Annotated in this window: 11 protein-coding genes; 10 read left to right on the forward strand and 1 reads right to left on the reverse strand. The window is 62.0% G+C overall.

Features of this window, described 5'->3' with window-relative positions; translation table 11 throughout:
- Positions 1 to 17: 17 nt before the first annotated feature.
- The gene (locus XI06_RS31140; RefSeq protein WP_237866407.1) at positions 18 to 1199 is read right to left on the reverse strand and encodes a transporter substrate-binding domain-containing protein; all 1182 of its coding nucleotides are present in this window, start codon (positions 1197 to 1199) and stop codon (positions 18 to 20) included.
- Between the two features lie 348 nt (positions 1200 to 1547).
- Between XI06_RS31140 and XI06_RS31145 the strand changes: the two genes are divergently transcribed.
- The 10 genes from XI06_RS31145 to XI06_RS31190 all read left to right on the forward strand — a co-directional run bounded on the left by XI06_RS31145 (position 1548) and on the right by XI06_RS31190 (position 12419).
- A complete protein-coding gene (locus XI06_RS31145) occupies positions 1548 to 3065 on the forward strand; it encodes an amidase (protein WP_237866408.1) in 1518 nt (505 codons plus the stop codon).
- 58 nt (positions 3066 to 3123) lie between these two features.
- A complete protein-coding gene (locus tag XI06_RS31150) occupies positions 3124 to 4122 on the forward strand; it encodes an acetamidase/formamidase family protein (RefSeq protein ID WP_237871074.1) in 999 nt (332 codons plus the stop codon).
- Positions 4123 to 4153: 31 nt separating this feature from the next.
- Positions 4154 to 5377, forward strand: a complete 1224-nt coding sequence (locus XI06_RS31155) for an urea ABC transporter substrate-binding protein (protein WP_237866410.1) — start codon at positions 4154 to 4156, stop codon at positions 5375 to 5377.
- A gap of 40 nt (positions 5378 to 5417) precedes the next feature.
- A complete protein-coding gene (locus XI06_RS31160) occupies positions 5418 to 6284 on the forward strand; it encodes a branched-chain amino acid ABC transporter permease (RefSeq protein WP_237866411.1) in 867 nt (288 codons plus the stop codon).
- Positions 6281 to 7354 (forward strand): ABC transporter permease subunit, encoded by a 1074-nt coding sequence (locus tag XI06_RS31165; RefSeq protein ID WP_237866412.1) that lies wholly within the window; start codon positions 6281 to 6283, stop codon positions 7352 to 7354. Before XI06_RS31160 ends, XI06_RS31165 begins: the two co-directional genes overlap by 4 nt.
- Positions 7354 to 8076: an ATP-binding cassette domain-containing protein gene (locus tag XI06_RS31170; RefSeq protein ID WP_237866413.1), complete on the forward strand. Its 723-nt coding sequence runs from the start codon at positions 7354 to 7356 to the stop codon at positions 8074 to 8076. Before XI06_RS31165 ends, XI06_RS31170 begins: the two co-directional genes overlap by 1 nt.
- The gene (locus XI06_RS31175) at positions 8073 to 8780 is read left to right on the forward strand and encodes an ABC transporter ATP-binding protein (protein ID WP_237866414.1); all 708 of its coding nucleotides are present in this window, start codon (positions 8073 to 8075) and stop codon (positions 8778 to 8780) included. Before XI06_RS31170 ends, XI06_RS31175 begins: the two co-directional genes overlap by 4 nt.
- Positions 8781 to 8820: 40 nt before the next feature.
- Positions 8821 to 10335, forward strand: coding sequence for an amidase (locus XI06_RS31180; RefSeq protein WP_237866415.1), 1515 nt, complete (start codon positions 8821 to 8823; stop codon positions 10333 to 10335).
- A gap of 60 nt (positions 10336 to 10395) precedes the next feature.
- Positions 10396 to 11151: an SDR family NAD(P)-dependent oxidoreductase gene (locus tag XI06_RS31185; RefSeq protein WP_237866416.1), complete on the forward strand. Its 756-nt coding sequence runs from the start codon at positions 10396 to 10398 to the stop codon at positions 11149 to 11151.
- Between the two features lie 1040 nt (positions 11152 to 12191).
- On the forward strand, positions 12192 to 12419 hold the full coding sequence (locus XI06_RS31190) for a hypothetical protein (protein WP_271607146.1): 228 nt from the start codon (positions 12192 to 12194) through the stop codon (positions 12417 to 12419).
- The last annotated feature ends 460 nt before the right edge of the window (positions 12420 to 12879 follow it).

Consider the following 12879-nt stretch of genomic DNA (forward strand, 5'->3'; position numbering starts at 1 on the left):
AAAAGGGGATGGTCTGGTCATTTCACGATACGCAAATGGTTCGAGCGCTTCGCCATCGTATCATTGCTCTTTTCCGCCCTCGTGCCAATCGCCGTCAGGTCGAGGTTCGAAAGATAGGGGTCGGGACGTTCTGGGGCATCCGCTTCCCAGAAGATGCTGAACTGACACCCAGGCATCGAGCGCGCGAGCCGCGGCGTAAGGAAGCAGTGATTGTTGTCGGGATCCACCCAAACCGGACCTTGCGGAGAATCGTAGCGATGATTTGCCGCAGCGCGCCGCACGGCGCCGACCTCCGCCGAACCCGCGCGGCGGATGGCGCGGGCAAGCAGCATCACGCAGACATAAGTAGACTGCCCGTCCACCGAGAGGCTGCTGTCTCTGCCATGACGCGCCTTCCATCGCGCCACAAAGCTGCGATTGTCGGCGCCCTCGATGCTCTCGAAATAGGCGGACGAGGTGATGCATCCAACCGAGGCCGCAGATCCGATCAGCTTGAGTTCGGGCTCGCACAGGCTGCAGCTCAGCATCGGGATCGAGAGACCGGCGCGCGTCGCCGCCGCATGGAGGGCACGCATGAACGCGTAGCTGGATTCACCGACCAGCGTATTAAACACGACCGGCGGCCGCCGATCGATGATCTCGGTGACGATGTGGTCCACCGCGGTCTCGCCGAGTTCGAGCAAGCGTTCGGCAAGAACACGGCCGCCGGCGCTGGTCACGATTTCGCGGATGACGCGGTTCATTTCCCAGGTCCAGATATAATTGGACCCGATACAGAATACGTCGGCGGAGATGTGGTCGAGCATATGACGCACCAGCGGCACGACATGCTGGTTTGGTGCGGCGCCGACATAGATGACGTTGTCGCTGCTTTCGAAACCTTCGTAGCGCGCCGGATGCCAGAGCAGTCGCTCGGTCCGTTCGACGATCGGAATGACCTGCTTGCGCGAGGCCGACGTGTAACAGCCGACGATGTGGCCGACATGCTCCTCGCGAATGAGATCGGCGCACGCGGTGTGATACTCGGCGACGACGCCGCCGGGATCGCGGAGATGAGGTGCGAACGAGAAATCGAACGCGTCGCTCTCGTTGATTTCGTCGACCGCCATTAATGCGCTCTTGCGCATTTCGCCGGCCATCATGGCGTAGGGTCCCGACTGCGAAAATACGAGGCCGAGAGGGATGGACGGCTTGCTCATGAAGAAACCCGGGCGCGCTGTTCGGCGATAGTCTCGTCGCTGAAAGCTAGGCCTTGCTTGCTTGCATCGTCAATCGGCACTGCATGTCATTGATGCGACCCGCATAAAAAAGGTGCGGACCTCGCATTGACAAGGCTGGCGGCGCTAAGACACAATAATGGCCACGTGAACGCGTGCATGGCGAAAGAGTTCTCGCACAGCCGATGACGTCTGAGCGACGACTTCCAAGTTTCGATCTGCACCGTAACCTACGCGACCACTGATAGCATCGGCATTGTTGCCATTCGGGGCCTTCTCGGGCCGCGGGTGGCTTTTTTCGTTTTGTCTCCCTGACATGAAGGGTGGAGCATGGCGGTTCGCCTTCCGACGCTGGAGCAGATCGAGGATCTCGGTGCGGACTTTGGTCTGGTCCTCACCAATGAGGAGATCGCTGCATTTCAGCAGGCCTTCAAGGGACCATTGACGTCCTACGGCCGTCTGGACGAGCTGGTGCCGCCGGCGCTGGCGCCGGTCGCGCCGCGCTCGCCGGGCTACCGGCCTGCGGCGTCCGAAAATCCTTACGGCGCCTGGTACTGGAAGACGAATATCCGCACCGGCGCAGAGGGGCTGTTGAGCGGCAAGAAGATCGCGATCAAGGACAATATCTGCGTCGCCGGCGTGCCGATGATGAACGGCTCGGCGCTGCTCGAAGGTTATGTCCCCGAGCTCGACGCTACCGTCGTGACGCGCATTCTCGACGCCGGTGGCACCATCGCCGGCAAAGCCGCGTGTGAGGATCTCTGCTTTTCAGGCGCAAGCCATACCTGCGCCGGCGGCGTGATCCGCAATCCGCACAATCCGGCCCACAGCGCCGGCGGCTCCTCCGGCGGCAGCGCTGCGCTGGTCGCATCGGGTGAAGTGCCGATGGCGCTCGGCGGCGACCAGGGCGGCTCGATCAGGACGCCGTCGAGCTGGTGCGGCGTTTACGGCTTGAAGCCGACCTGGGGCCTAGTGCCGACCACCGGCTCGATGCCGATCAGCTATTCGGTCGATCATTGCGGACCGATGTGCGCTTCGGTCGAAGACGTCGCACGCCTGCTGACGGTCATCGCCGGTCACGACGGCTGGGATACGAGGACAATTGCAGCGCGCACCGGCGACTATATGGCGGCGCTCGGCCAACCGGCGAGGGGATTGCGCGTCGGCGTCCTGCGCGAGGGGTTTGGTCATCCCGAGAGCGATCCGGCGGTCAACGAGAAGGTGCGGCAAACCATTGCGGCGCTGGGCAAAGCCGGCATCGCAAGCGAGGACGTCTCCGTGCCCTGGCATCTCGATGGACCGCACGTCTGGAGCGGCGTCATCCTGGAGGGCGCCGCCGAGATGATGCTGAAAGGCTACGGTGTCGGCAACAACGTCCAGGGCTATTATCCGGTCTCGATGCAGGAGGCGCTTGCGCGCGGCATGGGGACACGGATCAACGACGTGTCGCCTACGGTGAAGCTGGTGCTGATGCTCGGCGAGTACATGCACCGCCACTATCACGGGCGCTATCATTCAAAGGCGCAAAATCTCCGGCTCTTGCTGCGTCGGGCCTACGATGATGCGCTGCAGAAATTCGACGCGCTGGTGATGCCGACGATTCCATTCACGGCGACGCCGATCCCGCCGCCCGATGCGCCGCTCAACACCGTGATCGACGTCGCGCTCAATATGCAGGCCAACACCTGCTCGTTCGACGTTTCCGGGCATCCTGCCTTCACCGTGCCATGCGGCCGCGTCAATGGTTTGCCGGTCGGCCTGATGCTGGTCGGGCGCCACTTCGAGGAAACCACGCTGATGCGGCTGGCGCGGGCGATCGAGGCTGCCGGAGACTGGAAATCAAACTGACCAAGGTGCATCCGGCGTCGGCGTGCTTGCAGCGCCGATTGCCTCAGAGGATTTCGCAATGACCGACGATAGCTGGCTGAAGAGCTCGATCATGGCAAAGCGCGGCCTCGCCAAGGGCCACGCGGGACGACGCCATGAGCTCACGATCGAAAAGCAGGGTTCCTTCCATTACGTCTACGGTCCTTACGCAAAGCCGGCTCTCACCATCGATCCGGGCGACGTCGTCGTCGTCGAGACTGAAGATGCCTTTGGCGGCGTCATTACCAGCGAGAAGGACAGTCCGACCGCAAAGCTGAAGTTTCCCTTCCTCAACCCGCAATGCGGTCCGATTGCCGTCAACGGCATCGGGAAGGGCCATTGTCTGGCGGTGCATATTCTTGCCGTCGAGACCCGCGGCGCGCAACCGGCCGGAAAGACCTGCATCATTCCGGAATTTGGCGGCCTTGTCGGAACCGCGTCGACCGCATTGCTCAATCCGCCATTGCCGGAGCGGGTGAGGGTCATGCATGTCGACAAGGACGGCGTGCGCTGGAGCGACAAGATCACGCTGCCGTACCAGCCATTCATCGGCACGATCGGTGTCTCGCCCGAGATCGAGGCGATCTCGTCGCTGCAGCCGGATTATCACGGCGGCAATATGGACCTGCCCGACGTAGCGCCGGGCGCGATCCTGTACTTTCCCGTACATGTCAATGACGGCTTTCTCTATCTCGGCGACTGCCATGCCGCCCAGGGTGACGGCGAATTGTCGGGCGTCGCGATCGAGCAGCGCGCGACCGTGACGATGCAGATCGACGTCATCAAGGACTGGAGCTTTGCGTGGCCGCGGCTCGAGACCAGGGAATTTGTCATGACGATCGGCAGCGCCCGGCCGCTCGAGGATGCGGCGCGGATCGCGTATCGCGAGCTGGTTCGCTGGATGAGTGCGGATTACGGATTCGACGAGATCGATGCCTACATGCTGCTCAGCCAGGCCGGGCGGATGCGGCTCGGCAACATGGTCGACCCGAAATACACGATGGGCGCGTCAATTCTGAAGAAATACCTGACTTCATGAAACATCGGCAACCGCGAGGAGGAGTAGGGCTATGAGGGTCAATCGCAGAACGTTCATGCAGGGTACGGCGGCTACCGCTGCCGCCGGGATGTTTTCCTCCAGCGCCTGGGCGGAAGAGCCAATCAACGTCGCCAGCATTCACGATCTCTCCGGCGGCCTCGACATCTACGGCAAGCCGATGGTCGACGCGATGACCCTTGCCATCGAGGAGGCCAATGCGGCGGGTGGTCTCTTGGGCCGGCAGCTCAAGCTGATCAACTACGACACCCAGTCGAACATGCAGCTCTACACCCAGTTCGCGCAGCAGGCGGCCCTGAAGGACAAGGTCGCGGTGGTCCATGGCGGCATCACCTCGGCTTCGCGCGAGGTAATCCGTCCCGTGCTCGACAAATTCAAGACGCTCTATTTCTACAACACCCAGTATGAAGGCGGCGTCTGCGATCGCAATCAATTCGATACCGGCGTGACCCCCGCACAGACGGTGGAAAAGCTGGTGCCCTATGCCATGAAGAAATGGGGCAAGAAAGTTTACGTGATCGCGGCCGACTACAATTACGGCCAGATCACCTCGCAATGGGTGAAGAAATACGTCACCGAGAACGGTGGCGAGGTCCCCGCGATCGACTTCTTCCCGCTCGACGTCACCAATTTCGGCCCGACCATCTCCAAGATTCAGGCGGCCAAGCCGGATTTCGTTTGGTCGGCGCTGGTCGGCGGCGCGCATATCTCTTTCTATCGCCAATGGGCGGCTGCCGGCATGCGCAAGAGCATTCCAATGGCGTCGACCACGTTTGCGGTCGGCAATGAGCACATCGTGCTGTCGCCCGATGAGTGTAACGGCATGCTGATCTGCTACAATTACTTCCAGGACCTGAAGAATCCGGTCAACGAGAAGTTCGTCGCGAGCTTCCTCAAGCGCTTCGGCGCCGACTATCCCAACATCACCGAGCTCGCGATGGGAACCTATCAGGGGTTCCGGCTGTGGGCGGAAGCGGTGAAGAAAGCCGGGAGTGTCGACCGGATGAAGGTTATCGAAGCCCTCGAAACCGGCATCAGCATCGACGCGCCGTCCGGCAAGGTCACGATCGATCCGCCGACGCATCATTGCGTGCTCGACGTCCACATCGCCGAGGTCGCCGACAAGAAGCTCAAGGTGCTGGAGGATTTCGCCCAGCAGAAGCCGGCCGATACCGCCGCTGTCTGCGATCTCATCAAAAACCCGACCGACAACCAGCAATATGTGATCAAGATTTGAGAGCGGGCCGACCCTCAATTCTTGCTTGGGAAAGGTGAACGTGGATCTCGTCGCTCTCCTGGCCATCCAGGTCCTGTATGCGATTGCCAGCCTGGCGCTGATCAGCGTCGGGCTGGCGATCATCTTCGGCATGATGCGCGTCATCAACCTCGCGCATGGTGAGTTCCTGATGCTCGGGGGCTATGCGGCCATCGTCGCGACCAGCCACGGAATCAGCATCTGGATCGCGATGCTGGTGGTGGCACCCATCGTGGTCGGCCTCATCGGCGTCATCGTCGAGCGGACCATCATCCGCTTTCTCTATGGCCGCATGATCGACACGATGCTGGCGACCTGGGGTCTCAGCCTGTTCCTGGTTGGGCTGACCACGGCGATCTTCGGCAATACCACGGTCGGCATTTCGGCGCCGCTCGGCAGCTTCCAGATCGGCGCCTATCGCACCAGCGTCTACACGCTGTTCGTGATCGCGGTCGCGGCGGTCGTATTAGCCGTGATCTTCGCGGTGATGCGCTGGACGCGGCTTGGGCTGATCGCCCGCGGCACAATGCAGAATGCCAACATGGCCGCGGCGCTTGGCGTCAATCCGCCGCGCGTCTACGCCGTCACGTTCGGCGTCGGCGCAGCGTTGTCGGGCCTCGCCGGTGCGGTGCTGGCGCCGGTCTCCGGCGTGTTTCCCACCATCGGGGTCGCCTATGTCGCCAAGTCCTTCATCACGGTGATCGGGGGCGGCGCCGCGATCCTCAGCGGGACGGTGTCGGCCTCGGCGCTGTTCGGGACCATCAACCAGATCGCGACCTTCGTCACCACGCCGGTGTTCGGTGAAGTGGCGCTGCTCGCGGCCGCCATCATCCTGATCCGCCTGCTACCGCAAGGCATCACCGGCCGCTTCTTCCGGAGAGGCCTGTGAACGCCCGCCTGCTCAATCTTGTCGGCCTCGGCCTCGTCGGCGCGGTCGGCGTGGCGTTCCTGGTGCTGGTGCCGCGCCTCTTCGAGCTCGACGTCGTGCTCGAGCTCACGGTCTATATGATCATGGCGATCCTGGCGCTGAGCCTCGCTCTGATCTGGGGCTATGGCGGCATATTGTGTTTCGGCCAGTCGGCGTTCTTCGGGCTCGGCGCGTATACCTACGCAATCGCGATGTTCAACATCGGCGAAAGCACGGTCCCGCTTCTGCTCGCTGTCATCGTGCCGGCGGCCTTTGCGGCGCTGCTCGGCTATTTCATGTTCTACGGTCGCATCAGCGATGTGTATCTCGGCGTCATCACGCTGACGGTGACGCTGATCCTGTTCAATTCCATCAATTCGACGGCCGGACCGGAATTCCATATCGGCTCGGCACGGCTCGGCGGCTTCAACGGCATTCCCGGTATCCCGCCGTTGAATTTGCCGGGCAACAAGGCCGCGCCGATCGATCTCGAAGGCATGTTCTATCTGGCGACATCAGCGCTTCTCGCGACCTATTTCGGATTGCGCCTGCTGCTGGCGAGCCGGTTCGGCCGCATCATCGTCGGCATTCGGGAAAACGAACGGCGCGCCGAGCTGCTCGGCTATGATCCGCGCGCCTACAAGCTTGCGACGTTCACCATCGGCGGTGCGCTGGCCGGCTTTGCCGGTTGCCTGTTCGCCAATTGGGGCAACTTCGTCAGCCCTACGATTTTCGGTCTCGCCCAATCCGCGCAAATCATCATCTGGGTCATCGTCGGCGGGCGCGGCACGCTGATCGGGCCGATCGTCGGCTGCATCGGCATTCAATGGCTCACCACCGCGCTCGGCGCCAACCAACCGAGCGGCGGCTCGGACCTGTGGGCCAAGATCTTCGCCAATGCGCCGTTGATCTTCGGCATCATCCTTATTGCTTTCGTGCTTCTGGTGCCCAAGGGGCTGGTGCCGACGCTTGGCGATATCGGCCAGTCGCTGCTCGTCTCGCGTGGCAAGGGAGCCAAGCGGCTCCAGCCCAAACGGGCTGAGGAGGGCTGATGGCCGCACCGCTGCTTCAGACCCAGGATCTCAGCATGCATTTCGGCGGCGTTCGCGCCGTGCGCCATGTCAATTTCTCGCTGGCCGAAGGCGAGCTGCGTTGCCTGATCGGTCCCAACGGTGCAGGCAAGAGCACCTTCTTCAAGATGCTGACCGGGCAATTGGAGCCGACCCATGGCCAGGTGCTGTTCCGCGGCCGGGACATTTCGCACGCGCACGCCCACGACATCGCCCGGCTCGGCATCGGCATCAAGACCCAGGTGCCGAGCGTCTTCGACGGGCTTTCGGTGCGCGAAAATATCTGGCTCGCGGCGAACCGCCTTCATTCCGGCGACAAGACGAGGCGCGTCGTCGACGAGATGCTGGAGCGGGTCGGCCTGACGGAAGCCGCCGATCGTCTTGTGGGGCAGCTTGCCCACGGACAGCGGCAATGGGTCGAGCTGGGGCTCGTGCTGGCGACCGATCCCGAATTGATTTTGCTCGATGAGCCCGCCGCGGGCATGACCCACGAGGAGGTCAACAAGACGGCCGAGCTGGTGCGCGAGATCAACCGTACCAAGGCGCTGATCGTCGTCGAGCACGACATGCAGTTCATCCGCATGATCGCCAAGCAGGTCACCGTCTTCAACCAGGGGAGCGTGCTGGTCGAGGACACCGTGGACAACATCATGCGCAATCCGCAGGTGCGCGACATCTATCTGGGCAAACAGGCGGCCGCATGATGCTCGATGTGCAGGGATTGCGAACGGGATATGGCCGGATTCCGATCCTCAACGGGGTGAGCTTCTCCGTCAATAAGGGCGAGTTCATCGGCATTCTCGGCCACAACGGCATGGGCAAGACCACGCTGCTGAAGGCGCTGATGGGGTTTTTGCCGGCGACCAGCGGCCGTGTGATGTTCGGCCATGACGATGTCACGGCGATCGAGCCCTACCGGCGCGCGCGGCTCGGCCTCGGCTACGTGCCACAGGGCCGCGAGATATTCCCAGGGCTCACCGTCTATGAGAACCTGCGCATGGGTTGCAGCACGCAGGACGGCGTGGAAGGCGATATCATCGCAACCGTGCTGGAGGAGTTTCCCCGCCTGAAGGCGTTGCTCGATCGCCCCGGCGGCGCGCTGTCGGGCGGCGAGCAGCAATTGCTGGCGATCGCGCGCTGTCTTTGCGGCGACCCGCGATTGATCCTGCTCGATGAGCCGACGGAAGGTATCCAGCCCTCGATCATTGACGAGATCGTCGACACCCTGCAGCGGCTGCGGGCCAGGAGCGGGCTCACCATGATCCTGGTCGAGCAGAATTTGGACTTCATTGCTTCGCTGTCGCAGCGGATTCTGATTATCCAGAAGGGCGCGATTACTCGGGAAGTGGCGCCGGGCGAGCTCGGCGACGCAAGCCTCGTCGGAGAATTCGTCGGTATCGCAACGTAGGCCCGCCGCACGCGGGCATGATCAGAGGGAGACCCAAGCCATGGCCGTCAGGAGACCCACACTCGATCAGCTGCGCAGCGTGGCCGAAGACCTCGGCATGCACATGGGCGATGCAGAGCTCAAATCCTACGACGCGCTGATGCAGGCGAACTACGCCGCCTACGATGCGGTCGATGCCATGCCGGACTATGTGCCGGCAGTGAAGTATCCGCGCACACCCGGCTATCGTCCCGAGGGCGAGGAAAACAAGTTCAACGCCTGGTACGTCAAGACCGAGATCAAGGGCGCCCCGAACGGCAAGCTTGCCGGCAAGAAGATCGCGCTCAAGGACAACATCTCCCTCGCCGGCGTTCCGATGATGAACGGCGCATCGACACTGGAGGGTTATATCCCCGATACGGATGCCACCATCGTCACCCGCATGCTCGACGCCGGCGGCACCATCGTCGGCAAGGTGCATTGCGAATATTTCTGCTTCTCCGGCGGCAGCCATACCTGCGCGGCGGGGCCCGTCCACAATCCGCACAGGATGGGATACTCCGCTGGCGGCTCGTCCTCAGGCAGCGCCGTGGTGGTGGCGACCGGTGAGGCCGATATGGCGATCGGTGGCGATCAGGGCGGCTCGATCCGTATTCCGGCCGCTTTCAGCGGCATCTACGGCATGAAGGCGACCTATGGCCTCGTGCCCTATACCGGCGTGATGCCGATCGAGCTCACGATCGACCACACCGGCCCGATGACAGCCAATGTGCGCGACAATGCGCTGCTGCTGGAGGTGTTGGCAGGGCCCGACGGACTCGATCCGAGGCAGGGCGCGCTCAAGGTCGGAAAGTACAGCGACGAGATCGACGGCGGCGTCAGGGGATTGCGCATCGGCATCGTGAGGGAGGGGTTTGGGCATCCGAGCTCGGAGCCGGACGTCGACGCGAAGGTCAAGGCTGCTGCCGACCTGTTCCGCAAGCTCGGCGCCACTGTCGAGGACGTCTCGGTTCCGATGCACCTCGCCGCGCCGGCGATCTGGCTGCCGATCGCCGCCGAAGGCGCCACCGAGTTCATGATGAAGGGCAACGGCATGGGAACGAACTGGCGTGGTCTCTACAACACCACGCTGCTCGACGCCCACTCCGCCTGGAAGCATCGCGCGGACGAATTGTCCGATAGCCTCAAGATCACGATGCTGCTCGGTCAATATTTCACCAAGCACTATCGCGGGCACTTCTATGCGAAGGCTCAGAATTTGAACCGCAAGCTGCGCGCAGCCTATGACGAGGCTTTGGCCAAATACGACCTGTTGCTGATGCCGACCCTGCCGATGACGGCAACGCCAATACCCCCGGCGGACGCGCCGCGCGAGCTCTACATCCAGCGCGCGTTCGAGATGGTTCCCAATACTGCGCCGTTCAACGCCAGCGGACATCCGGCGATGAGCCTTCCCTGCGGCATGAGCAACGGTCTGCCGATCGGGCTGATGCTGATCGGCAAGTATTTTGACGAGCCGACGATTTATCGCGCCGCCGCCGCGTTCGAAGGCGCCGGAGACTGGAAGACAATGTAAGCGAACCGAGGCGGCCTGCCGGTATGCGAGCAGGCCGCTGCACCAGCAACGGAGGTAAAAATGGATCTGGGATTGAAGGGGAAGAGCGCGCTCGTCACCGGCGGCAGCAAGGGCATCGGGCTTGCGATCGCCGAGCTGTTTGCGGCCGAGGGTGCCAACGTCGCGATCTGCGCGCGCAATGCCGACGAGGTTGGCAACGTCGTGAAGAGCCTCTCGGCGGGAGGCGTCAAATCGTGGGGCAAGGCGATCGATGTCGCCGATCCGGTCGCGTTGAAGGGCTGGATTGACGGAGCCGCGGCCGAGCTCGGCGGCATTGATACCATGGTCTGCAACGTCAGCGCGCTGGCGGTCGGCGACACGCCAGAGACCTGGGAGAAGTCATTCCGCACCGACATGATGCATACCGTTAATTCGGTCGCGGCCGCGGTGCCTTATCTGGAAAAGTCGAAATCGGCTTCGATCATCATCGTCTCGAGCGTATCGGGTTTCGAGGTCGATTTCGCCGCCGGCTCGTACGGCGCCTTCAAGGCGGCCCTGATCCACTATGCCAAGGGTCTCAGCAATCAGCTGATCGCCAAGGGCATCCGCGTCAACGCCGTGTCGCCGGGCAACACCTATTTCGAAGGCGGCATCTGGCAGAATATCGAGCGCGGCATGCCTGATCTCTATAAGACGGCGATGTCGCTCAACCCGACAGGACGCATGGGTACGGCGCAGGAAGTTGCTGCCGGCGTCGTCTTCCTCGCGAGCCCGGTCGCGAGCCGCATCTCGGGCACGAACCTCATCATCGATGGGGCGCTCACAAAGGCTGTCTAGCCAGACGTTCGTGGAAAGTGGTTGTTGTAACTCGCGTCGGGACCGCGACGATGTCGAGGCGCATGCCCGGGAACGAAAAGATCATGCGGATTTGAGTCGCGCTGGCTATCGAGGGCGCCAAATTGAATGCTGGACTCCTTCTTCTGCGATCTTTGTAGGGGCGAAGGCCGTTGTGAGTGGCGACGCGCATAATACGGCGCGCCATAAGAACCACTCGCAGGCCGCCTTTTTGGACGAGGCAACCTGGACGAAGGCCCAGGCCGGCAGCTCTTGGCGCAATTTCGGGGAACTCCATCGCGTTTGATCATCCGCGTCAATCACGCGATCAACTGGCCGTGATGAAGCATTTCGGGTTCCAAGCCGACGTCGGTCAAGGCAGCTCGCCACATCACTTTCTAGCCGATGCGCGTAACCGGCCCAGCAGTTCGATCCGGACCTTCCTCACGACGCGCGCCCACAAAGTTATCGAATAGAGCGACTGCCGGAGTTGGCCCTGACCTTACTGAGCTGACCTACCGTCAGCTTTTGATGCTGTGGACGGCTCGTCCACCGGCCTCGATTTCTGGAGAGGGTTTCCGTGGTTCAGCTCGCGCATGATTCCGATACGCGCGAACATGGTCGGGCCGCTTTAGTCGACGACCAGAAGCAGGGCTTCTAGGCAGCCTGCCATTCCGGCCGATCGTGATCGCGTTTCGGCAGCGCAGCGATCTATTCGTCGGTCGTCGCGCAGTGTCACAAGGTTGCGGCCATCTGGCAGCGGGATCGGCTCGTCGAATGTCCGCGACCAGATCATCGTCCTAGCCGCCGGCCCTGGGGTCTTAAGGGATTGGTGGAAGGGCCGGCGGCATTGGACGCAAAGCCTTGGGGGGCCCATTTGCGCCAGGCAATAGTATTTGGTTGGTCACACCCAGCAACCGAAATTTTGAGCCGGTCAAAAGAACGGCCCTGAGCGCGAGCAGTACAGGGGGACCGGATGGCCTGGAGGTTGTCGATTCGCGGCGCGGCTGAGGATCGCGCAATCCATTCTCTGGCGTATCGCGATGCTGCTGGTTGCTTCGGGCGTTGCGGTCTCGGCAATCCTCGCCTTCGTCTTCTCGTGGAACTACTTCCTGTTTGCGATGGTGCTCGCCAATGGCGACAACCGCCTTGCCGAACGACACTCTCCACATTTCAGACAGCGATTTTTTGGAGTACAGCGGATGCCCAGTATCCCGGAAGATCTTTTCGCTAAAGGCGAGCTGATCAAGCCTGTACTGGCGCTGGACTGAGCGATCAAATTGCTCGGAGATTCCAGCACGCGGTCACTGGCCGGGCCATCGATCGAAGGAGCAACGCCCCAACGAAACGCCCCGAAATAGGCACGTGGCGGAAGCGAACGCCATTTCCATAAAAATCAACAGCTTAGAACTTTTGCACTGCGTTCGGGACGCAGGGGCCGCAAGCGCAAATCCTGCCGCTCCGATCAGTTTTCGAAGACTTTTATTCTCATCGGCGTCAACCATCGGCCTTAACTGCGAAATGTATTGCGATTATTGCCAGTCGCTGCGCCATGCGAATAGTCTGGATAGTGGCGGCTCTGGCCATCATTCACGACATCAGGCGACATGCCGAGGAGCCGCCCCCTTTTCTCGGTCGACCCGCATCGTGCATTCTTCCACTCTCCATTTGGCCGCGTGATCGAAGCACTTGACGTCATTTGGCCTGAGGCTTTCACAAACAAGTTGATCC

This window comes from Bradyrhizobium sp. CCBAU 11434 (assembly GCF_028128895.1).
GTDB lineage: Bacteria > Pseudomonadota > Alphaproteobacteria > Rhizobiales > Xanthobacteraceae > Bradyrhizobium > Bradyrhizobium zhengyangense.